We start from the raw sequence: 26,287 nt of genomic DNA, 5'->3' as shown, positions 1-26,287 counted from the left end.
CAGTAATGAATGAGCCGACTGGTCATCGGCCGACGCACAGAGCCGGGGTTCCCCCCGTACCTACGGCTCGTGCACTGGCGCGGGCGGGACACGTTCCCCCGGTCCCGCCCGCGCCCCACACACCGCTTCTCACCAGTGGACGACGACCTTGTCGCCGTTCCTCACCTGCGTGAACAGCTGCGCGATCGCCGCCTCGTCCCGTACGTTGACGCAGCCGTGCGAGGCCCCGGCGTAACCGGTGGCCGCGAAGTCCGACGAGTAGTGCACCGCCTGGCCGCCGCTGAAGAACATCGCGTACGGCATCGGCGAGTCATAGAGCGTCGACACGTGATGCCGCGACTTCCAGTAGACGCTGAACACACCTTCCCGGGTGGGCGTGTACTGCGAGCCGAACCGCACCGGCACCGTCAGGACGGTCCGCCCGTCGATCATCCAGCGCAGGGTCCGGCTCGTCTTGCTGATGCACAGCACCCGGCCGGTCATGCAGCGCGTGTCGGGCGCGTCGGGCGGCTGGCCGCCCATCAGATACAGGTCCCAGTGGCCCGGCTCCCGCGTCATGTCCAGCAGCCGCTGCCAGGTGACGGCGTCGGTCTTCCCGGTCGTCGGCAGTCCGCGCTTGCCCTGGAACCCCTTGACCGCCTGCTCGGTCAGGTCGTCGTACGTCCCCGTCGGCCCGTCGAACAGCCAGGCGACCTGCCGCAGCCGGGCCTGCAGCTCACGCACGTCCCGCCCGGTGTCGCCGGGCTTCCACAGGACCTTGGGCGGGGTGGGGGACGGTGTGGACGGCTTGGCGCCGGGGGTGGAGCCGGACTTGTCGTCGTCGGCCGCCGGCGTACGGGAGAGCTCTATGCGCACCGGCGGCGGCTGTCCGCCCTCCGAGCCCGCGGCCTGCACCGTGCACCCGGTCAGCACGCACACTCCGGCGAGCGCGCCTGCCCACGATCTCTCCATGCTCCTGTTACGCATCCAGTCCCCGTCGTCTCACTGCCGAGCTGTATGTCACCTGAGATGTTCCCCGCGGGTGACGGGTTGCGAACTTGGCGGCATGGTGGTGACCGGGGCCGAGCAACGCGGGAGGCATACGCATGACGCGCGAGTCGGAGTCCGGACTGCCCATCGAGCCGGTGTACGGGCCGTCGGCGCTCGACGGCTGGGACCCGGCGCGCCAGCTGGGCGAGCCGGGGTCGTACCCCTTCACCCGGGGCGTGTACCCGTCCATGTACACGGGCCGCCCGTGGACCATGCGCCAGTACGCCGGTTTCGGCACGGCGGCCGAGTCCAACGCCCGCTACCGGGACCTGATCGCCCACGGCACGACCGGACTCTCGGTCGCCTTCGACCTGCCCACCCAGATGGGCCACGACTCCGATGCTCCGATCGCGCACGGCGAGGTCGGCAAGGTGGGCGTGGCGATCGACTCGGTCGACGACATGCGGGTGCTGTTCGGCGGGATCCCGCTGGACCAGGTCTCCACGTCCATGACGATCAACGCGCCCGCGGCCCTGCTGCTGCTCCTGTACCAGCTGGTGGCGGAGGAGCAGGGGGTGAGCGCCGAGAAGCTCACTGGCACGATCCAGAACGACGTACTGAAGGAGTACATCGCGCGCGGGACGTACATCTTCCCGCCGAAGCCCTCCCTGCGGCTGACCGCGGACATCTTCAAGTACTGCCGCGCCGAGATCCCCAGGTGGAACACCATCTCGATCTCCGGCTACCACATGGCCGAAGCGGGCGCCTCACCCGTGCAGGAGATCGCTTTCACCCTGGCGGACGGTATCGAGTACGTCCGTACGGCCGTAGCGGCGGGCATGGACGTCGACGACTTCGCGCCCCGTCTGTCCTTCTTCTTCGTGGCGCGTACGACGCTCCTGGAGGAGGTCGCCAAGTTCCGCGCGGCACGCAGGATCTGGGCCCGGGTGATGCGGGACGAGTTCGGCGCGCGGAACCCCAAGTCGCTGATGCTGCGCTTCCACACCCAGACGGCGGGCGTGCAACTCACCGCCCAGCAGCCCGAGCTGAACCTGGTCCGCGTCGCCGTCCAGGCCCTGTCCGCGGTGCTCGGCGGCACCCAGTCCCTGCACACCAACTCCTTCGACGAGGCGATCGCGCTGCCGACGGACAAGAGCGCGCGCCTGGCCCTGCGGACCCAGCAGGTGCTGGCCCACGAGACGGACGTGACGGCGACCGTGGACCCCTTCGCCGGCTCATACGTGATCGAGAAGATGACGGACGAGGTCGAGGTTGCGGCCGTCGAACTGATGACGAAGGTCGAGGAGTTGGGCGGCGCCGTCAACGCCATCGAGCGGAGCTTCCAGAAGGGCGAGATCGAGCGCAACGCGTACCGGATCGCCCAGGAGACGGACTCCGGCGAGCGGGTCGTCGTAGGCGTCAACCGCTTCCGCCTCGACGAGGAGGAGCCGTACGAGCCGCTGCGGGTGGATCCGGCGATCGAGCGCCAGCAGGTGGAACGTCTCGCCAAGCTGCGGGCGGAGCGGGACCAGCGGGCGGTGGACTCGGCCCTCGCGGCTCTGAAGAAGGCCGCCGAGGGCCCGGACAACGTCCTGTACCCGATGAAGGAGGCGCTGCGGGCCCGGGCGACGGTGGGGGAGGTGTGCAACGCGCTGCGGGAGGTCTGGGGCGCTTATGTGCCGAGCGACGCGTTCTGAGCGGCCTGGCCGACGCGGGCCAGGTAGTCCGTGAGCCCGGCCGCCCCGTCACCAGCCCACCCCACATAACCGTCCGGCCGTACGAGAAACAGCCCGGTCCCGTACGTCCCCAGCCGCGCCCCGCCGACGACCCGTACCGGCTCCGGAACCCGAGGGGCCGGAGTGCCGATGGCCAGCAGCGTCCAGTGCGGCCCTCGGAATGCGTCAAACAGCCGTACGCCGTCCAGCGTGCCGTCGGGTGCGCGGTCGCCCGCCCGCACCGGGCCCGGGGCGTCACGGGTCTCCCTCGTCAGCGTCGAGTCCCGGTAGCCGAGCCCGAGTTGCTGGGTCGCCGCGCCACGCCGTACCTCCCCGCGGTGCACGCTCGTCGACAGCCCCAGCATGTCCGCGGCGACGGCCCGCCGCTCCTCCTCGTAGGTGTCGAGCAACGTCTCTGCCGCCCCGTCCCGTAGCACCGCACCCAGCTTCCACCCCAGGTTGTACGCGTCCTGCACGCTGGTGTTGAGCCCCTGTCCGCCGGCCGGCGAGTGGACGTGCGCCGCGTCTCCCGCGAGGAAGACCCGGCCGTCGCGGAAGCGGTCCGCGAGGGCCGCTCGCGGGCGGAAGTCCGAGGCCCAGCGCACTTCGGTCACATCGACGGGGGCCAGGTGCGAGCGGGCGGCGACGAGTTCGCGGATGCCGTCGAGGGACAGGTCGGGATCGGTGCCCTCGGGGAAGCGGGCGGTCAGCTGGAAGTCCTCGGTGCCGGCGAGCGGGCAGATCGCGAGGTAGTCCGCGCCCTCGCGCGGCGGGAAGATGTGCCAGTTGTCGCGGTCCAGGCCGGTGATCCGTACGTCCGCCACGAGCATCGGACTCGGATCCACCGTCTCCCCGGTCATACCGATGCCCAGCGCCCGGCGCACGGCCGAGCGGCCCCCGTCGGCGGCGACGAGGTAACGGGCCCGGATCTGCTCCCCCGAGGCGAAGCGCGCGGTCACGCCCACCGCATCCTGCTCGACGGACACGACCTCACGACCGAACTCGACCGGTCCGCCTGAGCGGCCTTGGCTGAGTCGGCTGCGCTTCGGCCGCGCCCTGAAGGGCGCGGGGCCGTATCGATATGCGGCTCCGCCGCGCGGGCGCGACCAGCCCCCACCGGCCTGCATCTGATCGACGGACGATCGTGGCGCATCCAGCGGAGCGCTCAGTTCCGCCAGCCGGGCGAACAGGATCTCCTGGGTGCGCCACTGCGGCACCATCCACGGCGCGGTGTACGGCGCGTCCTCCGTAGGCTCGGCCGCGTCGAACATGTGATGCTCGCCCATCCGTCGGCCGTCCTGCCAGATCATCCCGACCGGATAGCCGCCGCCGGCCGCCCGGATCGCGTCCAGCACGCCCAGGTCGTCGAAGACCTCCATCGTGCGCGGCTGCATGCCCTTGCCCCGCGACCCCGGGAACAGCCGGTCCGCCCGCTCCACCACCAGGGCGTCCACGCCACGCCGGGCCAGGTCCACGCTGAGGGCCAGTCCGGTGGGGCCGGCGCCGACGATCAGTACGTCCGTGGAAACAGTCATGATCCACTCTCCTTAACGCTGTTAAGTGCCGTCGCCGACGAGAGTGCCCTTAACGCTGTTAAGCTGTCAAGCGTGAGCACGGAACGCCGAGCGCCCCTCGACCGCAAGCGGGTCGCGGACACCGCCCTGAAGCTCCTGAACGAGGTCGGTCTGGACGGCCTGACCCTGCGCGCCATCGCCAGGGAGCTGGACGTCAAGGCGCCCGCCCTGTACTGGCACTTCAAGGACAAACAGGCGCTGCTCGACGAGATGGCGACGGAGATGTACCGCCGGATGGCCGCCGGGACGTCACTCGATCCCGGGGACACCTGGCAGGAGCGGCTGCTGAAGTCCAACCGCGGTCTGCGCACGGAGCTGCTCCGCTACCGCGACGGCGCCAAGGTGTTCAGCGGCTCACGCTTCACCGCGTTGGAGCACGCCGACCAGATGGAGGAGAACCTGAGCCTGTTCACGGCCGCCGGGTTCACCCTCCCCCAGGCGGTCCGCGCGACCCAGACGACGTACCTCTACACCCTCGGCTTCGTCACCGAGGAACAGGGCGTCGAGCCACTGCCGGGCGAGCGCCGCGAGGGCTTCGACGTAACAGAACGCGCCCGCCTGATGGCCGACTACCCTCTGTCGGCCAAGGCGGGCGCGGAACTCTTCCAGGATTACGACCAGCACTTCGAGGAGGGCCTGGCCCTGATCATTGAGGGAATCGAGGCGAGCTACGGAGTCGCCTGAGGGTCAGCGCCCCAAAGGGGCGCGGGGAACTGCGCGACCAGCCACAACGGCGCCGCACCCGAACAACGACCCAGCGCGGCACTACCCGCGGAGCCTACGCACCGCCCGCGTGACGATCGGCGGCAGCAGATCCCGCCCGATGCGCCGGGCAAGCGAGGGCCGGCGCTTGGGGGCGGGGGGAGCCACCGGCTCGGGCTCCTGGTAATAGCGCGAGCGCGGAAAGTCCGGCGCCTGCATCCCCTTCTTCGCCCGGGTCCGCACCAGCCGATGCCCCGCGGCCTCCTGGACGCTCAGCCCGACATCCGTGCGCTCTCGGATCATGGTGAGCAGCTCCTCCTGCACGGCCTCGGGATCGCCCCACGTGCCGTACAGCTTCTGCGTGCTGAGGCAGATCGGGCGCAGCCCGCGGTTGAGGACGGCCTCCCACGTGGCGACCGAGACGCCCGGGGTGTGCTCGGAGCGGAAGTCGTCGAGCACGACGATGCCGTCCGGCAGCAGCAGCTCGTGCGCGGCGCCGATGTCGTCGCGCACATGCTCGTACAGGTGCGAGGCGTCGATGTGGAGGAAGCGGCAGCTGCCGGGGTCGACCTCTTTCGAGATCAGGGAGCTGGGGCCCTGGATCACCTTCGGGAGGACGTCGTGGAAGGCGAGGTAGTTCCGCTCGAAGGCCTGCCGGGTGAGGGAACCGTACGACTTGTTGTGCTCGGCCCGGTTCGCGCCGTCGGGAGCGTCGCTCTCGAACAGGTCGCACACCGTGAACCTCTCGCCGTCCCGCAGGTGCTCACCCAGCAGGATCGCGCTCTTGCCCATGAAGACGCCGAGTTCCACCAGGTCTCCGGGCTGCCCCAGTCTTTCCTGCCGGTCCAGGAACCAGGTGAAGAGCATCTGGTCCAGTGGGGGGAACCAGCCAGGGACGTCCTTGAGTTCTCCGGGGTCCGCGGAGATCTGCTGTGGGTTTGCCATGAAGCGAGCCTGCTCAATCGATGCCGGGCAATCTGTCAGCCGACTGAACGTCAGGTGAACAAAGTCCTCCAAACGGACAGCCTTGCGGCCACCAGCGTAGGGGGACGAGCCCGTCAGCGCGTCTTGGCGAGCGCGTTGCGCAGCCGCGGTGTGAGTGGCTTCTCGACGAAGCGGTGCAGCAGCCAGGCCAGCAGCAGCATCGAAGCGATCGTCAGGATGAACGTCAGCCCCGACGATACGTACATCTCCCTGTGGAGCGCGTGTATCACCACCCAGCCGAGGTGCTCGTGGACCAGGTAGAAGGGGTACGTGAGGGCTCCGGCCACGGTCAGCCAGTGCCAGTTCGCCCAGTTCAGCCAGCCCAGCGCGATCGCGGCGACGGCCACGAAGCCGAACGTCACGATGGCCACGATCACCAGCTGGGAGCGGTTGGCGAAGGCGTCCGGGCTGGGCGCGCGCCACAGGCTCTCCACCACGGTGTGCTGCCCGACCAGCCAGCTCACCGCCACGATGCCCCAGCCGTAGACGTCCTTGCGGTCGCGGTGGATGAGGTAGAGGCCGACGCCGCCGATGAAGAAGGGCGCGTACTCGGGCATCAGCACGATGTCGAGGAATGGTTCCTTCGCGCCCTTCGCGATCGCCGCCAGCAGCGTCCAGCCCGCGCAGAACATGACCACCCGCTGCCGGGTCGCCCCCGGCAGGACGACGCACAGCGCGAACAGCGCGTAGAAGCGGACCTCGGCCCACAGGGTCCAGCAGACGCCCAGCACCCGGTCCACGCCCAGCGGATACTGAAGCATCGTCATGTTGACCAGGGTCTCGCTCGGCGACAGCGCCTTGTAGGTGACCATCGGCAGGGCGAACACGGCCGTCACTATCAGGATCGCGGCCCAGTACGCGGGCATCAGCCGGGAGACGCGGGAGGCGAAGAACGACTTCAGGGGCCGGCCCCAGCCGCTCATGCAGATCACGAAGCCGCTGATGACGAAGAAGATCTGGACGCCGAGACAGCCGTACGAGAAGAATTCGTGGAGGGTGGGGAACTGGTGCTTGGCCGAGCCGCCCCAGGCGGTGGTGACCTCTCCGCCCCGGCCGCCGTAGTGGTAGGCGGCCACCATCAGGGCGGCGACCAGCCGCAGGCCGTCGAGGGCGCGCAGTCGGGGTCCGTGGGGTTTCGTCCGTTCTGGCTTCCGGTCCGGGACCGGGGCCGTCTCGGACGCGGGTCGGACGGTCATGCTGGTCACGAAAATCCCCTCGACGGGCTCTCCTGTGGGTGGCCCCAGCACATTAGTCCGAATCACAGACTAGCCTTGGTTGACGCGGCTACGATTATCCGTCTGGTTGCAGGGAGTTCACCTTCAGGTCGTTTTGACTTCCTAATTTTTTCCTCCATCCCCCCACGGATACGTAAACGGTTTCAAGATCCCCCCACTTGCCTGTACACGGCAGCAAACATGAAGCATTGGCTTGGCAAAAAAACAGGAGCGCCATGACGAGGGTCCAGAACAGACGGGCACGTGCGCGTGGGGGGGAGCTGGACGACTGCTTGCGCGCGTGCGCTGTACACAGCGGCAAACTCGTCGGAAGCATCGACCGCCGCCGCATCGAGCTCTCCGAGCAGTTGCGGAAGCTACTGGTGGTGTGGGGAACAACACCCGCCACGGCGGCGCCCGCCCCCGCGTCCGGTGCCACAGCGCTGCTCAAGCGCGCGGTCAAGGGCTCGGCGGCGGTCCCCAGCGGCGGCATGGCCCCTGAACTGCTCGACGCCCTGCTCGCCGTGGCCAACCAGGCGCTCAAGTGCGGCTACGACGACGAGCTCGACCTCGCCCTGGTGATCAGCGACACCGTGCTGGCCCACCGCAAGAACTCCCGCGCCGGCTGGCGGCTGCGTGCCCGCCTGCTGGAGGCCCTCGGCGAGGAGACCGAGGCGCGGGAGGCGTACGAGCGCTACCTCGGCCTCACCGACGAGGACGGCTTCGGCGTCACCGCGAAGATCGCCGGCCTGAAGGTCGCCGCCGACCGCGAGCGGCAACTGCTGGAGCTGCTGAAGCGTCAGGTCCCGGGCGCCCAGGCGTTCGCCCGCGGCAACCCCACCGAGACCTGGGCCGAGGGCCTCACCGCCCACGCCCTCGGCGACTGGGCCGCGGCCGAGCCCCGCATGGTCGGCGCGCTGCTCGCGCTGGCGGACGACGGCGCCCCCGTCGCCGACCGCCAGGACCTGTTCAGCCAGTACCTGGACCTGCGTATCGCCGTCGACAGCGATGTCACCGCGCTCACCGAGGTGCTCGAGCTCTACGCCGAGCAGCGCCGCAGCCGGATGCGCGGCCCGGTCGCCGACCCGTCGATCGGCGGGGTGAAGTGGATCAGCCTCGGCGAGTTCCGCAACCGGATCGCCGGCAAGTCCGTCTGTCTGATCGCCAACTCCGGCCGGGTCGGCGCCAGTTCGATGGGCGCCGAGATCGACGCGTACGACATCGTGGTGCGCTTCAACTCGTACAAGATCGACCCGAAGCACACCGGCAGCCGCACCGACATCCACGCCACGATCCACAAGCACGGCTTCAACTGGGACAAGCCGGTCGACACCCGGCTCGTCTTCGGCGGAATCTCCGGCGACTGGAAGTGGTCGCTGCGCAACCGGCTGGTGCCCGGCGCGCAGACCCACCTCGGCGACGAGTCGCTGCGCTGGCCCGTGCGCAACATCGGCCGGCTCTCCAGCGACCAGTGGTCCGGCATCCCGACCACCGGCTTCAACATGCTGTTCCTGCTGGACTTCCTGGACGTCAGCCCCACCCTGGACCTGATCGGCTTCGACTTCTACGAGAGCGGCGCCTACCGCGTCCAGGAAGCGATGAAGCTCGCCATCACGTCCGTCCACGAGTACACCAGCGAGAAGGCATGGGTCATGGAGCGGGCCCAGAGCGTGACCGACATGAGGATATCCCTGCGATGACGACCACTTCCCTGACCGGGGCCCCCACCGAGGCAACGCACTCCGCGGCCGACCTCACCGGCAAGCGGCGGATCGCCTTCGCGTCCTACGTCGACGAGAACTACCTGCCCGGCTTCCTCGTCCTGCTGCGCAGCCTCGCGCTGTCCAACCCGAGCGTGTGCGAGGACTTCGTCGTCCTCTACGACGATCTGCGCCCCGGCTCGATCGCCAAGATCCGCGCCCTGCACCCGCGCATCGTGCTGCGCCGCGTCAACGACGCGCACTACGACTCGTACAAGAAGGGCGACCAGGACAACTACCTGGTCCGCAAGGCGTACTTCATCCTCGACGTCTTCCGGATGCGTGAGTACGACACCGTCATCACGCTCGACACCGACATGGTCGTCCTCGGCGACCTCGGTGAACTCCTCAAGCTCCGCCATGGCCTGGCGGCCGTGTCGCAATTCTTCTACGGGCAGCACAAGCTCAACTCGGGCCTGCTGGTCATCCAGCGCGAGTACCTGAGCGACGAGTTCTGCGCCAGGATCGACGCGACCGGACGCAGCGGCGACTACGAGCTGGACAAGCACGACCAGGGCATCCTGAACGCCGTCCTCGACGGCGACTTCGTCCGCCTCGACGCGCGCTACAACTTCGTCAAGCGGCGGCTCTCCGGCGACCAGCCCGTCCCCGAGGACACCGCGATCCTGCACTTCACGGGCCGTCACAAGCCGTGGCAGGGCGGCGAGTCGGGGTACAGCCTGGCCGAGGAGAAGTGGCGCGAGTACGAGCTGGACGACGCCGACTTCCACGCCGCCTACCTCTCCTCCTCCGGCGGCCTCCACCACGACCTGGTCGTGCACTACGGCACCCCGCACGTCGCCCGCACCGGCGACGTCGAGACCGCCCGCAAGGTGGCCGCCGCGCACATCGCGACCGGCAACTACCAGGACGCCGTGGACATCCTGGAAAGCGTCCGCATCCCGCTCGACGCGGCCTGGCCGCACGAGGTGCTCGGCCACGCCCTGATGAGCGTCTCCCGCTACGACGAGGCCAAGGCGCAGCTGCTGCTGGCGACGGCCGCCCCCAACCGGGCCGCCACCGCCTACGCCCGGCTCGCCCAGATGGCCTGGGTGCACGGCGACAACGCCTCGGCGCTGAAGTACGCGACGAGCGGCCTGTCCGTCGACATCACCCACCGCTCCAGCCGCCTGTGGGCGCAGCGCGCGTCCGCCGTCCCCTCGCAGGAGCAGGGCTCCGCCGAGGACCAGCTCGCGCACGTCGCCTTCTACATGGACCGGCAGGGCAACGCGGGCGACAAGCTGCTCCCGGAGAGCGTCCGCAGCGCCTTCGGGCCGGACACCGGCTCCCGCCGCTGGCACTCCGTGCACGCCCACCGGCTGTTCGACGAGGCCGCGCTGGAGCGCGTCAACGCCCGCCGCGGTCTGGTCATCGGCGGTGGCGGCCTGTTCATCCCGGACACCATGCCGAACGGCAACAGCGCCTGGCAGTGGAACGTCCCTGACGACCTGATGCGCCGCATCGACGTCCCGATCGCGGTGTACGCCGTCGGCTTCAACGCCTTCGACGGACAGTCCTACCGGGCCAACCGCTTCCGCGACTCGCTCCGCCTGCTGGTCGAGAAGTCCTCCTTCTTCGGGCTGCGCAACCACGGCTCGATCGAGAAGGTGCGGTCCATGCTCCCGGCCCACCTGCACGACAAGGTGCGTTTCCAGCCGTGCCCGACCACGGTGACGCGCCAGCTCGTACCCGGCTGGCAGGACCCGGCGACCCGCGACGACACCATCCTGATCAACGCCGCCTACGACCGCGCGGGCCTGCGCTTCGGCCATGACTACGCTTACTTCCTGGCCCAAATGGCGAAGGCGGTCCGGGACTTGGGCGACCTGGCCGAAGTCCAGTGCGTGGCCCACTCGCTCGACGACGAGAAGATCGTCTTCGACCTGCGCCGCGAGCACGGCATCTCGATGCCCGTCATCCCGATGTACGACTTCGACAACGACGGCATCCGGGACCTCTACGCCCGCACCAAGCTCGTGATCGGCATGCGCGGCCACGCGGGAATGATCCCGTTCGGCTGCGGCACACCCATCATCAGCCTGATCTCCCACCCGAAGATGGCGTACTTCCTCCGCGACATCGAACGCCCCGAGTGGGGCGTCTCCGTCCACGACCGCAACCTCGCCGCGGTGCTGGTCGAGCGCTCCAAGGACCTGCTCAAGGACCACGCGGCGACGGTTGCCGACGTACACGGCCGGCAGCAGGAACTGTGGAAGGTCACCGAGGCGAACGCGGCGGATCTGCGCGCGATCCTCGGCGGCTGATCCATGGCGGACGCCCTCGTGTCCTCGTAGAGGATGTCGACGACGCTCCCGCGGCCTTCAGGCCGCGGGAGCGCGTCCGCTCTGCCCTTGCATGCGCTACATGTCGTCAGGGAGCAGCCGGAACGCGTCGTGCCCGGTCAGTGGACGGACCATACGGAAGTGCTGGTCCGAGGTGAACACGACGGCAGTTCGATACGCCGCGGCCAGGGCGACGTTCATGGCGTCAGCCATTCCGATGCCTGTGCCGCCGTCTGCGTCCGCATACCCTTCCGCGACAGCGATGGCGGAGCTGAGGTGGGGGCCGACTGACGGCACTTCGAATCGGCGAGTGGCGACGTTGCGTTCGATGAACCGCGCAGCCGCCAGAGCCTTTCGGGCTCCGGCTCTCGACGTGATCAAGTAGTCCAACTCGGCCAGCACCAGCGGGGAGATGATGAGGTGGCTGATGGTGGCGAGAGCCTTCTTGTGCGCCTCGTGGCCGGTGAGCTTCGGGTCGAGGAGCCGGTAGAGAGCATTGGTGTCAGCGACGGCGACCAGACTCAAGACCCCATCCCCTTGAGCGTGTCCTCGATCTCCTCATCGGTCAGGTCGGGAAGCCCGAGGGCGGGGAGTTCAATCTCGCCCATCGGGTCGGTGGGGTACGGAGGCACGTCGTCCTCGGAGATGGGCACGACACGTGCGACGGCCACGCCATTCTTGGTGACGGTGACCGTCTCGCCGCGAGCCGCCGCGGCGAGGATCTGCGAGGACTTCTGGTTGAAGTCACGGGCGGTAGCTTCCATGTATTACATGTTACTACATGGCGGGCGTGGGCAGCACTGAACGCCGGAACCTCGCCCGAGCCGGGCACGTCCCGCATGACCATCCAGACCTTGACCATCGAGACCTGGGGAGTGGGCCCCGGCGGGGAACGTGTCGGCTGGACCCGGCGGCCTACGGTCCGGCGATCCCGGCCCCGGAGCGGGGCGCTGACTCGCTCGCTGTCCCGCGCCGGGTATGGCCGGCGCGGCCGCTGGCGGCAGTCCAAGATGGCCGTCCGTCCTTGTCCATGCCCCTGGCGGCGGGGTGGCGGCCCCGTGGCGCCGATCTTCCAGCCGAACTCTTCTCTGGTGGCCCGCATCTCAGCTCGCGTGGCGGCCTTCGTGGGCCGCGAGTTCCTCGGGGGTGCCCACGAAGGCAGGCCCGCAGCCCTCCGGCAGGCGCTCGACCACCAGAGCGACAGCTTCCTCGGCAGTCGCCACCCGGCCCACCGACTCGTTCCGGGAGGGACCCCAGACGCAGTAGGTCCCTCCGTACTCGGACAGGATGAAGGGGATGTCCCAGGTCCACCGCCCTCTGGTGCAGCGGCTGAAGTGCAGCTCCGCCATCCCGGTCCAGACGAACAGCTGCCGAAGCCGCGGTTCCGCGTAGGCCAGGTCCAGCAACTCGGCCCGTACGCGCCCGTCGTCCCGCACTTTCTGCCAGCTCGCCGCTACGATCGCGTCCCGCTCCGCATCTCTGTCCATGAGCCCATCACGTCCCCTCGGTCATGCCTTGGTGCGCTCCAGTGCATCGGCACCGCAGAGGATGACGGAGCCGACCGACGAACCTGCCGAGAGCCACCCATGGTGGCGGTGCAGGCGCTGCAGACCGCCCTGGGCCTCCCGGCGGGCCGGAACGCGGACCGCTTCTGGCGGCGGATGAGGCGGGCGTGCGGGCCCGTGGCCTGTGACAGCCTCTGGCCCGTACGCCCGCGATGGTGCTATCGCCGCGCGGTGATCACCGGTGTCCAGTTGCCGGATGCCGTGCTGGAGTCGCCGCGTACGCCGGACAGCGGCTGCGTCTGCTCACTGTCGACCGTGACGAGGAGTAGCCGGTGGTGGCTCGGGTCGTTGCCGTTGCACTGCCCGGGATCGCAGCCCCAGGCGATCAGGCGCTTGTCGTCCACCCACGCGATCAGGCGCTCGGCGGGCATCACCGCGACCTGCTCGCCGGTCTTCGCGTCCACGATCCTCGACTTCACCGCGACCCGCTTTCCATCAGGGGACAGCCCGGCCTCGTAGTAGCTCACATACCTGTCGGCCACCGGCTGCCGGGCATGCCCGCCCCGCAGGTCGTAGTACATCCGGCCCAGATCGCTCGGCTCCCAGACGAGGCCGGGGTCACCGGCGCTGAAGCTGAGGTCCTCGCGCCCGCCGAAGCCCTGCATCTTGCCCTCGGTGTCCGAAGGGCGGTCGGCGAACTCGGCCGTGCCGGACTCCACGTCGATGACGTAGAAGCCGGTGCGTACCGACAGGTCTCCGTTCTCCACCACCTGGCCCGGCACGGGCTCCAGCGCCTCCTCCGCTCGGCCCACGTCCGACTCGACCAGCGGCATGCGGTCCGGGTTCGCCGAGTACGCCGTGGCGAGCAGCCGCTTGCCGTCAGCCGAATACGAGACTCCGGCCACCCCCTTGTCCACCGGGATCCAGTGCGCGACCTCCATCGTCGCCAGATCGAGGATGCCGATTCGCCGGACAGGGAAGTCCCGCTCCAGCACGGCCGCTGTCTGCATCCCCGGGGCCACGGCGATCCAGCCCCAGCGGGTCTTCTCGTAGCGCCCGGTGTTCGGGTTGTACAGGCGCCAGACCGGGGTGGTGATCTGCTCCTTGCCCGGCAGCATCTCGGTGTGCTCCTCGCGGTACGCCGACACCGCCACGTCGCCGGCTGCGATCAGTTCCCGCGGCGGGGACTGGCCGGGCCGGGCGACCACGTCGTCCTGCGGGATCTCCACGGCGGGCCGGGGATCCCCGGGCCCGGACTCGATCAGGGGCACGGCCACGGCGATGGCCAAAATCGCCGCGACGGTCGTGATCACCCCCGCGTAGCGGCGGGTGCGGCGGCGGGCGCGGGTGCGCAGCACCCGGTCGGCGAGGCCGGGCCGCGGCGCGGCCGCTTCCTCGGCCATGCCGCGCAGCGAGTCACGCAGCAGTTCTTCTACGTTCACGGTCCGACCTCCGAGAGGCTCTGCGGGCTCTCGCCCGGTGCGAAGGCGGAGAGTTCGGGGGCCATGGAGCGCAGCTTGCCCAGCGCGCGGTACGTGGTGCTGCGGACCGTGCCCACCGAGCAGCCGAGCAACTCGGCCACGTCGCCTTCGGGCAGGTCCTCGTAATAGCGCAGCACCAGCATGGTCCGCTGCCGCGTGGTGAGCCGCCGCATCGCCCGGCCGACGATCAGGCGCAGCTCCACCGCGTCCGCGGTGTCACCGCCGCCGTGGCCGGTGCGGGTCTCGGGCAGCTCGGCCACGCTCTGCTCCCGTGACGGCCACTTCAGCCGCCACCACCCGATCTGCTGGCGGTAGAGGATCTGGCGGACGTACACCTCCGGTTCCTCGATCCGCTGCCAGTGTCCGGCGGCCTTGATCAGGGCGTTCTGCAGCAGGTCCTCGGCCGCTCCGCGGTCCCCGCCGCTGAGCAGCAGCGAGAGCCTGAGCAGCACGGCGGATCTGCTTTCCACGAACTCGCGGAAGCTGTCCTCACTCGCCTGGTCCATCGCCCACCCCCCTCCGTCGATGATGTGCAGCACCGGTACTGACCCTGAAGACGCCTGCGGAAGCGCGGCACTATGCGTCGAAGGTGACTTCACCTGCCGAGCCACGGAGTTCGAATGCAGTGAACCTTTTCCAACGTGGCTGCGGCGCAGGCGAGTTGGGCTACTCCCCGGCCATCTGACGCGATGAAGCTCCTGGTAGACGAGTTCACGACCAAGATCGCTAGCTCGCCCAGGAGCTCTACCCGCTGGCGGCGCCTGGCGGCCTCCCGCCGGGATCAAGGGCTGCGCGCTTGGCTCCGTAGACATGTCGGCTCGTGTCGCTGGCGTGATGAAGTCGGGTGCCTTCCTGATGGCTTGGACCGGCAAAAAAGGGGGGGATGGAACGCGATGAGCCGGATCCGTTCGTCCATCGAGTGCGCAGCGAGATCCATTTGGGAGGCGGTGGAGTTCTGCGGCATCAACAAGATCATTCCGGTGCACTCCCAACCATCTCAGCTGGTGCAATTTGCTGCTGGACCTCGCCGCCCCGACCCTCCGGCCCCGTGATTCTTTGCCGCTGACTCCGGGGGCACCGCTCGGTCGGCGTGTCGCACAATGGTGCGGTGATCGACGATGCTTCGCCGACAGCGGCCCAACTGCCGCCCCAGTTGGTCCAGGACGACGAGTTGACCGGCCATTCCGTAGTGGCCAACAACGTCATGAACCGTGAGCGGGTCCTGACGGGCGTCAACAGCTACGGTCGCGAACTCGGCTTCGACCCCGCCGAGTTCCTGAACAGCCACGGCCCCATCCCGGCCTGGCTGGACATGTGCAGCGGAGAAGGGCTTGCCCTCCACGAGGCGGCGCGGCGGCTCCCGGAGGCCACCATCACGGGCGTGGACCTGGTCGGCCCGCTGCTGCCGCCCGCGCTGCCCGACGGTCTCGAACTCATCACCGCAGACCTCGGCCGTTGGTCCCCAGAGCGCCGCTATGACCTGATCACCTGTGTCCACGGGCTGCACTACATCGGTGACCGGCTCTCCCTGCTGGCGCGGGCCGCCTCGTGGCTCACCGAGACCGGCCTGCTGGTCGCCCATCTCGACCCCTCGACGCTGCGGCACCCCGACGGCAGCGACCTCTCCCGGCCGGTCCTGCGGGCATTGCGCGCCGCCGGCTTCCACTACTCGGCCCGCGACCACCGCCTCAGCCTGCGCGGCGGGCGTCCCGTCACCCTGCCCTTCACCTACCTCGGCGCCGACCCGCAGGCCGGCCCCAACTACACGGGCCAGCCGGCCGTCGCGTCGTACTACCGCCCCGACTGCTGAGCATCAGGGCCGGCGATAGATCCGGATCGAGTGCCCGACCTCGTCCACCGCGCTGCTGCTGTCGATCAGCGCGGCCAGCGGGGCCTCCGCTGTGGCGGCCGCGGTGTCCGACACGACGAGCAGTCCGCGGACCTTGTCCGGGGAGACGGTCATGGGGTCGGAGGCGTGGATGCCGTAGTAGGAGGGCTCGCCGCTGCCCTTGTAGACCAGCCAGACAGTCTCGCGCGGGTAGCGGTGACGCAGGCGGTCGGCGAGCCTGGCGAGGTCCTGGCCCCAGTCGACGTTCGAGTCGTGCAGCCACAGGTGGCTCTTCGCAGGCCCGCCGAACGCCTCGTTCGCATACGGCAGGTAGTACGGGTACGTGCTGAGTGAGCTGACGCCGACGAACGCGACGAGCGTCGCCGTGACGGCGTACGCCCACCGCCGCCGGACGGCGATCACGGCCGCCGCCGCGACGGCGAGGAAGAACGGTACGAAGATCGCGTACCGGACGCCGAGGTCGCGGTCGCCGGTCATGGCCGCGGCGAGCAGAACGACCGTGGGAAGCAGCACGTACGGGACCGCGGGTCGCAGTTGCCGGATCGCGCAAAGAGCCACGGCACCGGCCGCCCACAGGGCGAGCATGCCGAGCGGCGTCTTCACCAGCAGGGCGGCCGGCAGGTAGTACCAGAGCGCGCCGTTGTAGGGCCGGCCGTAGAGGAAGCCCTCCCGCACCACGGTCTCCCCCTTGCCGAACTGGAGCAGCATCCCGTCCCGGTACTCGCGGGGGAACGGCAGCAGGTCGGCGGCGAGGGCCCGCAGCCCGTGCACCTTGGGCATATCGGCGGGCGCGGTCCAGTGCAGCCGCGGGTCGACGACGAGGTAGGTGGCCCACACCACGGCGACCGCGATCAGCGCCATCCCGGCCGCCCACGCGACGGCGAGTGCGAGCGGCTGTGCCCTGCGGCGCGGGGCGTGCCGGGGTGCGCGCCGGGCTGCCAGGACGGACAGTACGGCGAGGAGGAGCACCACGGGAACAGCCGGCAGCGTGGTCATCTTGGTGGCCAGGGCCGCGCCGAGCGCGGCCCCCGCCAGTGGGAGGTACAGCCCCGGTCGCCGGCGGGCCCGCCAGGTGAGCCAGACCGACGTCAGCACGAAGCCCGCCGCGGGCACGTCGAGGGCGGCCAGTGACCCGTGGGCGATGACATCGGGCGAGAAGGCGTACAACGCGAGCGCCGCCAGGGCGCCTGCGCGGCCGGTGAGGTCGCGGGCGAACGCGCAGACGACCAGCCCGAACAGCAGCGTCAGCACGATCATCGGCGTACGGGCCCACAGCATCAGCCGCTGCGCGTCGTTGCCGGTCTCGAACAGCAGATGGCGTCCGAGCCTGCTCTGGTCACCGCGGAAGCCCTGCTTGAGATGCGGGTCGGCGACGAGCACACCGGTCGCGATGACGAGCTTGCCCAGCGGCGGATGCTCCGGGTTGTAGCGCAGGCTGTGCTCTTTGAGATAGACCGTGGCCGTGCCGACGTACACCGGCTCGTCGGTGGTCGGGGACTGTTCCTTGGCCGTGGTGACCATCGCCACCGCCATCTGGGCGAGGAGCGCCACGACGGCGAGCACGAACACCAGCTGTCGGTGCCGGCGCAACGCCGTGAAGCGCTCCCCGGGTCTTCGGGGCCGCCCGTCGCGCTCGGTGGCGCTGTCGGCGGTTTCCGTCTGTGCGGCCCCAGAACCCGGCCCGGCGGCGCGCGTTCGCACCGCCGGGCCCTGGACCGGTCTTCGGCCGCTCCGGGCAGTTCTCACCCCTTGCGGACCAGCTTCTTCAGTCTCGACATCGTCGACACCTTGGGCGCGCTCTCGTACGCCTTCTTCAGCTGCGCGAAGTGGTCGGCGCGGGTGCGGCTGAGGTACTCGTCGGTCTGCAGCGGCCTGGCGATCGACCAGGCCCTCTTGTGCTGGCCGTCGTAGTGGCAGACGAACGCCTTGGAGAACTCCAGCACGGACTTGAAGGGGATGCCGCCGGTGTGGTCGCGGTCGACGCGGTCCTGGACGGCGGAGATCAGCTTCAGCTTCTCGTCGACCGTGTAGGCGTCCTCGGTGATCCGGTGCATCACGTCCGTGGGGATCGGCTTGGTCACCTCGAAGGCGAGCGTGGAGCGGATCGGCGGGCCCGCGATCTCGATGTACGGCAGCAGGGCGCCCGTGCTGTGGTGCAGCCAGGGCAGACGCGGTCCCGCGAAGTCCTGGTGGAGGACGACCGTGCCGGGCTGCATGCGGCTCAGGAACCGCTCCGACACGCACTTGAAGACCTTGGCGGTCTTGGCTATGTCGATGTGCAGGAACTCGACCGGGCTGGTGTCCGACGGGTCCGAGGTCTGCCACAGGTCCCCGGCGTGGATCTCCAGGAAGGGAAGGAAGGGTTCCAGCCGGCCCTTGAAGTCGTTCAGGAACGAGTCGTCGTCCTCCGGCTTGTGCCCGGAGTCGAAGAACTTCTCCGTGGCGTACGTGCCCTTGCCGACCCGGAAGAAGTCGTACGCGTGCAGCCGTCCCGTCTTCGCGTCGAAGGCCGGGTTCTCCTGGAGGCCCATCGCGAGCGCGTACGTCGATCCGCCGCCGCCGGAGCCCAGTTCGACGATCCGGCCCTTGCCGGTGAGGTGATGCCGCCCCACGAGGTAGAGGAACTGCAGCTCCCACTGGCTGCACTGCGTGTAGGGCAGGTTGTCCGGCAGCTTGACGCTGTCGAACATGGAGTAGAGCCGGCCGAGCGTCGTCATGAATGCCTCACGGTGTTCGAATCAGGCGGTGCCCGTGATCCTAGAGTTCACGGGCACCGCCTCACCATGGAATCGGCGGAGTAGCTGGGTGGCCTATCGGTGTTTGGCTGACATTGGCTCCGCGTTCACTCCTGATTCGCTCAGCGCTTCACGGCCTTCTTCAGCGCCCGGGCCTTGCGCACCACCCGGCGTGCCGTCGCGTTGCGGGGCAGGAAGGACAGCCGCTCCGGGATGCCGCCGGGCAGGCCGAGCGAGGTGAGCCGCTTGCGCTTGAAGTAGCGCTGGGTGCGGGGGCCGAAGTGCTCGGAGAGGTAGCGCTCGGCGACCGGGCGCAGGCTCGCGTAGATCTGCGGCTGCATGGTGAACCCTATGGCGGTGACCAGGGCCCACAGGGTGTCCGCGGGGACGGTCTCCTCGCCCTTGCGGTTCTCCAGGTCCGGGAGGACCGCGTCGGCCAGCACCGCGGGGACGCGGTTGCTGTTCTGGTACGGCGTCAGCCGCTCCAGGAGCGGCTCGGTGCCGATGCGGGCGACCGGGAGGTCGTAGAACGCGGAGGCGGTGAACAGCGCCGTCGAGAAGCAGCCGACGACCAGTCCGGGCCGGGACTTCTCGAACAGCACCTCGGCGAGGACCGGCGTGTCCAGGACGGTGAGGTCGACGCCGAGCTTCTCGGCCTCGGTCTCCAGGATCCGGCTGTAGCGGGCCGGTGCGGTGGGGTGCGGCTTGAAGACGATCGAGCGGTGCCCGCGCGCCACGGCTCCGCGCATCATCCGCACGTGCAGCTCCTCTTCCTCCTTGGGGGAGAGGATGTTCAGCGCGGACAGGTACTGGCCGAGCAGCAGCGCCGCGTTGTCCGGCAGGACCGGCAACTCCGGTACGACACCGCCGAGTCCGCTGAGCACCTTCAGAAACGCGGGCGCCGGCACGACCTGCGCCGGGACGTCGAACTCGGTCAGCAGCATCGGCGTCAGACCGGGCACCAGGTCCAGGTGCAGCAGGCGCCGTACCCGCGTGCCGACCAGCGGGTCCAGCTTGTTGCGGGTGGGGCCGTAGCTCATCAGGCCGTCGGCGTAGACGTCGATCGGGGCGCCGGTGAACAGCTGGGCCAGGGTGAGCGCCGGGCTGACCTGGATGGACTCCAGGACCAGCTCCACCCGGTCCTCGCCCAGGTCCCACAGCAGCCGCAGATAGCGCTCGAACAACGGGATGTCGTCCGGGCGCGGCGTCCAGGCGCCGGGGTGGAAGGGCTTGATGGCCTCGTTGTAGGACAGCACGCCGTCGAAGTGGTCGCGCAGCGACTCGAAGCCCGGCATCTCGTCGACGGCCGGCGTGGTCTCCGGTGTCCCGGCGTTGTTGAACACCAGCAGCAGCCGGCGGTCCGCCTCGGCGAAGCAGTCCGAGTCGATCGCGGCGGCCAGGGTGGCCGCTCCGTACAGCGTCGAGGCGCAGAAGATCTGCGTCGTGCGGGAGGACGTCGTAGGGGAGGACGAGGACATCAGGCGGCCGCCTTCGCAGTGTTGACCCGGCGTCGCAGCCGCCGCAGCTTGCTGGCCCGGCGCAGGTCCATGGTGTCGAGCACATCGACGAGCTGGTCCTGCGGCATGCGCTTGATCGCCGCCGCGGAACGGATCCGCAGCTGCTTGGCCACCTCCGGCTCGAACTTGTCGATCTCGGACAGGTGGTGGGCGATGATCGCGCAGTACGTCCGCACCGCCTTCGGCAGCAGCCGCTCGGCGTCCCGGTCGGCCGCCGTCTCCTCAATCACCTGGTCGAAGGCACGGATGAAGTCGAGTTGACGGACGTCACCGATCTGAGTGAGAGAGGAAGCGACCCCGCGCCGGTAGAAGACGCCCAGCAGACCGACGACGGCGAACGACTCCGCCTCGCGGTGCAGCTTCCAGATCCACGGCCGGTCCTCGGCGGTGCGCAGTCCGTGGGTGAAGTGCAGCACTCCCTTGTCCAGCAGACGGCGGTGGTAGGCGCCGGCCCAGGCGTAGGCGTAGTCGACGGAGGTCGTGCGGTCGACGGGGAGGATCGCCTCGCGCGGGTCGAGCACCTCGTTACGGCGGCCGTGGGGGTGCCTGTGCACCGAGCGGGCGCGGGCGGTGGCCTGGACGTGGTCCGTCCGGATGAAGTCGCAGCCCAGCTCCTCGATGGCCGAGACCAGGTCGGAGAGGTAGCCGGGGGCGATCCAGTCGTCGCCGTCGAGGAAGGTCAGATATTCGCCGGTCGCCGCGTCGAGGCCCGTGTTGCGTGCGGTGGCCAGCCCTCCGTTCTCCTCGTGGCGGATGACGCGCACCTGGGCGACGTCCGAGAGTTCCTCGGCGGCCCGTTCGAGAATCGCGGGGGTTTCGTCCTTGGATTTGTCGTCTACCAGGATGAACTCGAAGTCGCGCCTGGCGTTCGCGCGCAGGCTTCTGAGCATGTCGGGGGCGTATTGCTGCACGTTGTAGAACGGCACGATCACGGAAAGCTTTGGCACCTGCGAAAGCCTAGAGGGCTCACCGGCGGCAGAACTTTCTGGTGATCGTACTACAGGTGAACTCAGTGTGTCGGAACGGTGCATACCAAGTACTTCCGCAGGTCTGACGGGCCAGTTCGGTTGTCGTGGTGCTGTTGTTAACCTTTTGTTGAGTCGCGGTTGGGCTATACATAGGAAATGCTTCCTAGCGTCTTCGACGTGCCAGCAAGTACCAGCAAGCCCCCGCGGATCGCCGTGCTCGCGGACTCCGACACCCGCTGGAAATGGGGTGCTTTGACCGCGGGTCGTATCGCTCCGGGCCCGTCCATGGAAACCGGACCGCGAGGCGACACGCAAGTTGCCCCTGCCCTGAGCGGATTTCTGCTACGCGGCCGGGCCACGCCAACCGCCCGCCAGCTGGCGGAAGTCGGCGTCCAGGCCGACTCCCTGCGGGAGGTCACAGCGGTCGAGTTCCTGCGTGCCATGGACCAGGAGGAGTACGACATCGTTGTGCTCGCCCTGGTCGGCGGCGGTGTCCAGGCGATGCTGCACGGCCTCAAGCGGATCTGGGAGGGACGCCCCAAGCGTCCCGTCGTCGTCACCGGCTATGTCGGCGTCGTCTACGAGAAGCTCGCCGACGGCCTGCTGCTGCGGCACGGCGCGGACCTCGTCCTCGCCAACTCCCGCCAGGACGCGGACCGTTTCCGGGGGGTTTACGACGGTGTGGGCGCCGACTCCTCGTCGGTCACCGAAGTCGCCCTGCCGTTCCTGGGCGGCGCGGCCTACACGGGTGAACACGAGCCGTACACCGTGGTGTTCGCCGCGCAGCCCTCGGTCCCGGAGAGCCGCAAGGACCGTACGTACCTGCTGGACCGGCTGATTCAGCACGCCCGCAAGCACCCCGAGCGCGAGGTGCTGCTCAAGCTGCGCTCCAAGCCGGGCGAACACACCACGCACATCGAGGAGTTGCCCTACCAGAAGCTGGCGCAGAAGACCGATCTGCCCGCCAACTTCCGCCTGGTGTACGGGCACATGGGCGAGGTTCTCGACCGCACCGACCTGATGGTCACGATCAGTTCCACGGCGGCGCTGGAAGCCCTGCACCGACGCATCCCCACGGTCATCCTCACCGACCTGGGTGTACGCGAGACGCTCGGCAATCACCATTTCGTGGGGTCCGGCTGCCTCGCCTCCTGGGACCAGCTCGACGAGGGACACCGGCCCACCCCGGACGAGGAGTGGGTGTCCCGGCAGGGCGTCGCGGCCGACGGCACCTACGAGACCGCGTTCGACGCGGCTCGCGAACGGATCGCCAAGCTGCTTTCCTCGGCCGAACTGCCGCCCCTCACGCCGTACTACACACCGGCTACCGCGCCCGGCTACCTGCCCGGCATACTCGCCCGCCACCACCTCGGCCCGGACGGCAGTCCGCTGCCCGGTGCGCCCGCCGCCGACAAGGAGCCCGGACCGGTCCGGCAGGTCGTGCGCCGGGCGGCGCGCGGCGCCTACCGGCACGGCGTCCAGCGGGTCGCGCCCGTGATCCGGCGCATGGGGGAGCTGTGAGCGGCCCGGCCGGGGCGCCGGGACGCGTCCCGTACCCCTCGCGAGCACATGCGGGGCCTTCGCAGGGCAACCATGGCCCTTCGCAAGAAGTCCAAGGAGTTATGTCCATGACCAACTTGCCAGCAGACCGAGGCGCTACGGTGCGCAGAGTGCTCGCGGTGATCCCCGCGCGCGGCGGCTCCAAGGGCGTGCCCGCGAAGAACCTCGCCCCGGTCGGGGGCGTGCCGCTGGTGGCCCGCGCGGTGCGCGAGTGCCGTGCCGCGCGACTGGTGACCGACGTCGTCGTCTCCACGGACGACCAGGCGATCGCGGCCGCGGCCCGCCAGGCGGGCGCCGAGGTCGTGCTCCGCCCGGCCGCCATCGCCGGCGACACGGCGACCTCCGAGGCCGCCGTGCTGCACGCCATGGACGCGCACGAGGCGCTGCACGGGTCCTCGGTGGACGTGGTGATGCTGGTGCAGTGCACCAGCCCGTTCCTCGCCCGGGAGGACGTGGACGGCGTCGCCGCGGCGATCCTCGACAACGGCGCGGACACCGCGGTGACCGTGGCCGCGTTCCACGGGTTCATCTGGCGGGACGGCGACGAGGGCGCCGAGGACGGCGGCCACGGCGTCAACCACGACAAGTCCTTCCGCCCGCGCCGCCAGGACCGCCCCCAGGACTTCCTGGAGACCGGCGCCGCCTACGCGATGGACGCGGCCGGCTTCCGCAAGCACCAGCACCGCTTCTTCGGCCGCACCGAGCTGGTCCGCACGGACCCCGCCCGCGTGCTGGAGATCGACGACCACCACGAGCTGGCGCGGGCCCGGGCGCTCGCCCCCCTCTTCGACGCGGACCGTCCCGGTGCGCTGCCGACCGCCGCCGACATCGACGCGGTCGTCCTCGACTTCGACGGCACCCAGACCGATGACCGGGTGCTGATCGACTCCGACGGAAAGGAGTTCGTCTCCGTGCACCGCGGAGACGGCCTCGGCATCGCGGCCCTGCGCAAGTCGGGCCTGAAGATGCTGATCCTGTCCACGGAGCAGAACCCGGTCGTCGCCGCCCGGGCCCGGAAGCTGCAGATTCCGGTCCTGCACGGCATCGACCGGAAAGACCTCGCGCTGAAGCAGTGGTGCGAGGAGCAGGGCATCGCGCCTGAGCGCGTGCTCTACGTCGGCAACGACGTCAACGACCTCCCGTGCTTCGCCCTCGTGGGCTGGCCCGTGGCGGTCGCGAGCGCCCACGACGTCGTGCGCGGCGCCGCACGCGCGGTCACCACCATCCCGGGTGGCGACGGCGCGATCCGAGAGATCGCCAGCTGGATCCTCGGCCCCTCTCTCGATTCCCTCACCAAGTAAGGAAACCCATGAGCACCAACACCCGCATCCGTTCGTTCGGTTCGCGCGAGGTCGGCCCCGGTAAGCCCGTCTACGTCTGCGGCGAGATCGGCATCAACCACAACGGTGACCTGGAGAACGCCTTCAAGCTGATCGACGTGGCCGCCGAGGCCGGCTGTGACGCGGTGAAGTTCCAGAAGCGCACCCCGGAGATCTGCACCCCGCGCGACCAGTGGGACATCGAGCGCGACACCCCCTGGGGCCGGATGACGTACATCGACTACCGCCACCGCGTGGAGTTCGGCGAGGACGAGTACCGCCAGATCGACGAGTACTGCAAGTCCAAGAACATCGCCTGGTTCGCCTCCCCGTGGGACACCGAGGCCGTCGCCTTCCTCGAGAAGTTCAACGTCCCCGCCCACAAGGTCGCCTCCGCGTCCCTCACCGACGACGAGCTGCTGAAGGCGCTGCGCGCCACCGGCCGCGCGGTCATCCTCTCCACCGGTATGTCGACGCCGAAGCAGATCCGCCACGCGGTCGAGGTCCTCGGCTCGGACAACATCCTCATGTGCCACGCCACGTCGACGTACCCGGCGAAGGCCGAGGAGCTCAACCTCCGCGTGATCAACACGCTGGAGAAGGAGTACCCGAACGTCCCGATCGGCTACTCCGGCCACGAGACCGGCCTGCAGACCACGCTGGCCGCGGTCGCCCTCGGCGCGGTGTTCGTCGAGCGCCACATCACCCTGGACCGCGCGATGTGGGGCTCCGACCAGGCCGCCTCCGTCGAGCCGCAGGGCCTCACCCGCCTCGTCCGTGACATCCGCACCATCGAGGCCTCCCTCGGTGACGGTGTGAAGAAGGTCTACGAGTCCGAGCTGGGCCCGATGAAGAAGCTGCGCCGCGTCAACGGCGTCGTCGCCGAGGCGGAGATCGCCGCCGCCGCGGGCGAGCCGGTCCAGGTCTGATCCCCCTCAGACAGCGATTCGGGGCGGACACCGGCCGGTGTCCGCCCCGAACGCCCCCCAGAACGCTTAGAGTTCGCAGCGCGCACACAGCGCCTTACGACGGGACGGTCGTTCGCCGATGAGCCCCCGTGCCGGGTCAGCCGGCCTGAAGACTCTCGCTTTCGTGGAGAGTCCGGTACAGCTCCTGAACGTGCTGGAGTGGGCGCATGCCCAGGCTCCGCACACCCAGGAGGGCCCCGACGCGGGGCTCACCCTGGTGGTCCTGTCCCCGATCGACCCGATGACCCGCGGTCAGCTGCGGCGCATGTCCGAGCTGGCCCGCCAGGAGGGCCACGAGGTCCGCTGGGAAGAGGCGCGGGGCGGTGCTATGGCGCCGTTCCAGACCATCGGCGGTCTGACGGGCGTGCTCCGCCGGGCCGACCGGATCGTCCTGGGCGATCCCTTCTCCCGTTACGTCCAGCTGCTGCTGACCATCACCAAGGCACGCGACCTGGTGGTCGTCGACGACGGCACGGCGACGATGGAGTTCGTCGCCCAGCTGGCCAGCGGTGAGCGCCTGGTGCGCTGGCACCGCAAGGGCGGCCGCCCCGGGCCCAGGGACCTGATCTTCGCCCCGGTGTCGTCCTCGGCCCGCCGCCGCCTCACGCCCAGCGAGAAGCGCCGGGTGGAGATCTTCTCGTCCATGCCGATGGGGGAGACCCCGGCCGGAGTGACGGTCACCGCGAACACCTTCGCCTGGACCCGCTTCCGCTTCGGCCCGCCCCGGATCACCAAGGGCGCGGACATGGTCGGCACCTCGCTGGTGGAGACCGGCGTGGTGGACGGCGACAGCTATCTGGAGGCCGTCCGCTCCCTCGCCAAGGCCCACGGCGCCACCCGCTACTTCGCCCACCGCCGGGAGGGCACGGAGAAGCTCCACCGGCTGGCCGTCGAGACGGGACTGGAGATCGTACGACCGGACCTTCCGCTGGAGCTGATCGCCCGCCGCGGGCCCATCGGCCGGACGATCCTCAGCTTCCCCTCCACCGTCGTCCACACCCTTCCCCTCGCCTTGTCCGGCACGGAGGTCCGCGTCGCCGTGTGCGACATCGACCCCGCCTGGCTGACGGAGAACGCCTCCCCCCGCGCGCAGGGCTTCCTGTCCGGGGTGACGGGGACGGCACGGGACGTGCACCGGCTGTCGGCGGTCACGGTGGTGTGAGGGCGGCGGTCGGCGCCGGCCCG

22 protein-coding genes are annotated in these 26,287 nt (G+C 69.6%); 9 read left to right on the top strand and 13 right to left on the bottom strand.

The window, feature by feature from the left end:
* Positions 1-129: 129 nt before the first annotated feature.
* Positions 130-951: a L,D-transpeptidase family protein gene (locus tag KCH48_RS30225; protein WP_210578085.1), complete on the bottom strand. Its 822-nt coding sequence runs from the start codon at positions 949-951 to the stop codon at positions 130-132.
* A gap of 134 nt (positions 952-1,085) precedes the next feature.
* Here KCH48_RS30225 and KCH48_RS30220 point away from each other — a divergent pair, with 134 nt between their 5' ends.
* Positions 1,086-2,666, top strand: a complete 1,581-nt coding sequence (locus KCH48_RS30220) for a methylmalonyl-CoA mutase (protein WP_210578084.1) — start codon at positions 1,086-1,088, stop codon at positions 2,664-2,666.
* Here KCH48_RS30220 and KCH48_RS30215 read toward each other — a convergent pair.
* Positions 2,642-4,219, bottom strand: a complete 1,578-nt coding sequence (locus tag KCH48_RS30215; protein ID WP_246886109.1) for an FAD-dependent oxidoreductase — start codon at positions 4,217-4,219, stop codon at positions 2,642-2,644. The two genes, KCH48_RS30220 and KCH48_RS30215, sit on opposite strands and share 25 nt — an antisense overlap.
* 72 nt (positions 4,220-4,291) lie before the next feature.
* Here KCH48_RS30215 and KCH48_RS30205 point away from each other — a divergent pair, with 72 nt between their 5' ends.
* Positions 4,292-4,942: a TetR/AcrR family transcriptional regulator gene (locus KCH48_RS30205; RefSeq protein WP_210578083.1), complete on the top strand. Its 651-nt coding sequence runs from the start codon at positions 4,292-4,294 to the stop codon at positions 4,940-4,942.
* An 81-nt stretch (positions 4,943-5,023) separates the two neighbouring features.
* On the opposite strand, the gene KCH48_RS30200 is transcribed toward KCH48_RS30205, so the two are convergent.
* Positions 5,024-5,905, bottom strand: coding sequence for a class I SAM-dependent methyltransferase (locus tag KCH48_RS30200; protein WP_210578082.1), 882 nt, complete (start codon positions 5,903-5,905; stop codon positions 5,024-5,026).
* Between the two features lie 113 nt (positions 5,906-6,018).
* On the bottom strand, positions 6,019-7,140 hold the full coding sequence (locus KCH48_RS30195; RefSeq protein WP_210578081.1) for an acyltransferase: 1,122 nt from the start codon (positions 7,138-7,140) through the stop codon (positions 6,019-6,021).
* A gap of 254 nt (positions 7,141-7,394) precedes the next feature.
* Here KCH48_RS30195 and KCH48_RS30190 point away from each other — a divergent pair, with 254 nt between their 5' ends.
* Both KCH48_RS30190 and KCH48_RS30185 read left to right on the top strand, forming a co-directional pair.
* A complete protein-coding gene (locus tag KCH48_RS30190; RefSeq protein WP_210578080.1) occupies positions 7,395-8,858 on the top strand; it encodes a glycosyltransferase family 29 protein in 1,464 nt (487 codons plus the stop codon).
* Positions 8,855-11,182 (top strand): glycosyltransferase, encoded by a 2,328-nt coding sequence (locus KCH48_RS30185; RefSeq protein ID WP_210578079.1) that lies wholly within the window; start codon positions 8,855-8,857, stop codon positions 11,180-11,182. Before KCH48_RS30190 ends, KCH48_RS30185 begins: the two co-directional genes overlap by 4 nt.
* A 96-nt stretch (positions 11,183-11,278) precedes the next feature.
* Here the strand turns inward: KCH48_RS30185 and KCH48_RS30180 are convergent, their stop codons facing one another.
* The 5 genes from KCH48_RS30180 to KCH48_RS30160 form a co-directional block, all read right to left on the bottom strand.
* Entirely contained in the window at positions 11,279-11,725 is a 447-nt protein-coding gene (locus tag KCH48_RS30180) for a PIN domain-containing protein (protein WP_210578078.1), read from the bottom strand.
* Complete coding sequence (locus KCH48_RS30175) at positions 11,722-11,964, bottom strand: type II toxin-antitoxin system Phd/YefM family antitoxin (RefSeq protein WP_210578077.1); 243 nt, start codon at positions 11,962-11,964, stop codon at positions 11,722-11,724. Before KCH48_RS30175 ends, KCH48_RS30180 begins: the two co-directional genes overlap by 4 nt.
* A gap of 339 nt (positions 11,965-12,303) precedes the next feature.
* Positions 12,304-12,687: a DUF6193 family natural product biosynthesis protein gene (locus KCH48_RS30170; RefSeq protein WP_246886108.1), complete on the bottom strand. Its 384-nt coding sequence runs from the start codon at positions 12,685-12,687 to the stop codon at positions 12,304-12,306.
* A 236-nt stretch (positions 12,688-12,923) separates the two neighbouring features.
* Positions 12,924-14,147: a hypothetical protein gene (locus KCH48_RS30165; protein WP_210578076.1), complete on the bottom strand. Its 1,224-nt coding sequence runs from the start codon at positions 14,145-14,147 to the stop codon at positions 12,924-12,926.
* Positions 14,144-14,692 (bottom strand): SigE family RNA polymerase sigma factor, encoded by a 549-nt coding sequence (locus KCH48_RS30160; protein ID WP_210578075.1) that lies wholly within the window; start codon positions 14,690-14,692, stop codon positions 14,144-14,146. The genes KCH48_RS30165 and KCH48_RS30160 overlap by 4 nt, the downstream gene beginning before the upstream one ends.
* 602 nt (positions 14,693-15,294) lie before the next feature.
* On the opposite strand from KCH48_RS30160, the gene KCH48_RS30155 reads away from it, so the two are divergent.
* A complete protein-coding gene (locus tag KCH48_RS30155) occupies positions 15,295-15,996 on the top strand; it encodes a class I SAM-dependent methyltransferase (RefSeq protein ID WP_307840984.1) in 702 nt (233 codons plus the stop codon).
* A gap of 3 nt (positions 15,997-15,999) precedes the next feature.
* Here the strand turns inward: KCH48_RS30155 and KCH48_RS30150 are convergent, their stop codons facing one another.
* The 4 genes from KCH48_RS30150 to KCH48_RS30135 form a co-directional block, all read right to left on the bottom strand.
* Positions 16,000-17,568 carry a phospholipid carrier-dependent glycosyltransferase gene (locus tag KCH48_RS30150; RefSeq protein ID WP_210578278.1) on the bottom strand — a complete coding sequence of 523 codons (1,569 nt, stop codon included), beginning with the start codon at positions 17,566-17,568 and terminating at the stop codon, positions 16,000-16,002.
* 209 nt (positions 17,569-17,777) lie between these two features.
* Complete coding sequence (locus KCH48_RS30145; RefSeq protein WP_210578074.1) at positions 17,778-18,752, bottom strand: class I SAM-dependent methyltransferase; 975 nt, start codon at positions 18,750-18,752, stop codon at positions 17,778-17,780.
* A 140-nt stretch (positions 18,753-18,892) separates the two neighbouring features.
* Positions 18,893-20,248: an alpha-2,8-polysialyltransferase family protein gene (locus KCH48_RS30140; protein ID WP_210578073.1), complete on the bottom strand. Its 1,356-nt coding sequence runs from the start codon at positions 20,246-20,248 to the stop codon at positions 18,893-18,895.
* Positions 20,248-21,234 carry a glycosyltransferase family 2 protein gene (locus tag KCH48_RS30135; RefSeq protein WP_210578072.1) on the bottom strand — a complete coding sequence of 329 codons (987 nt, stop codon included), beginning with the start codon at positions 21,232-21,234 and terminating at the stop codon, positions 20,248-20,250. Before KCH48_RS30135 ends, KCH48_RS30140 begins: the two co-directional genes overlap by 1 nt.
* A gap of 198 nt (positions 21,235-21,432) precedes the next feature.
* Here KCH48_RS30135 and KCH48_RS30130 point away from each other — a divergent pair, with 198 nt between their 5' ends.
* The 4 genes from KCH48_RS30130 (at position 21,433) to KCH48_RS30115 (ending at position 26,264) form a co-directional block, all read left to right on the top strand.
* On the top strand, positions 21,433-22,776 hold the full coding sequence (locus KCH48_RS30130) for a DUF6716 putative glycosyltransferase (RefSeq protein ID WP_210578071.1): 1,344 nt from the start codon (positions 21,433-21,435) through the stop codon (positions 22,774-22,776).
* Between the two features lie 107 nt (positions 22,777-22,883).
* Positions 22,884-24,116: an N-acylneuraminate cytidylyltransferase gene (locus KCH48_RS30125; protein ID WP_210578070.1), complete on the top strand. Its 1,233-nt coding sequence runs from the start codon at positions 22,884-22,886 to the stop codon at positions 24,114-24,116.
* 8 nt (positions 24,117-24,124) lie between these two features.
* Positions 24,125-25,063, top strand: coding sequence for an N-acetylneuraminate synthase family protein (locus KCH48_RS30120; protein WP_210578069.1), 939 nt, complete (start codon positions 24,125-24,127; stop codon positions 25,061-25,063).
* A 118-nt stretch (positions 25,064-25,181) separates the two neighbouring features.
* Positions 25,182-26,264 (top strand): hypothetical protein, encoded by a 1,083-nt coding sequence (locus KCH48_RS30115; protein ID WP_210578068.1) that lies wholly within the window; start codon positions 25,182-25,184, stop codon positions 26,262-26,264.
* Positions 26,265-26,287 lie beyond the last annotated feature (23 nt).

Source organism: Streptomyces sp. GESEQ-4 (assembly GCF_017948455.1).
GTDB lineage: Bacteria > Actinomycetota > Actinomycetes > Streptomycetales > Streptomycetaceae > Streptomyces.
Note: the sequence above shows the minus strand (reverse complement) of the source record. Positions and strands in the feature narration are given on the sequence as shown.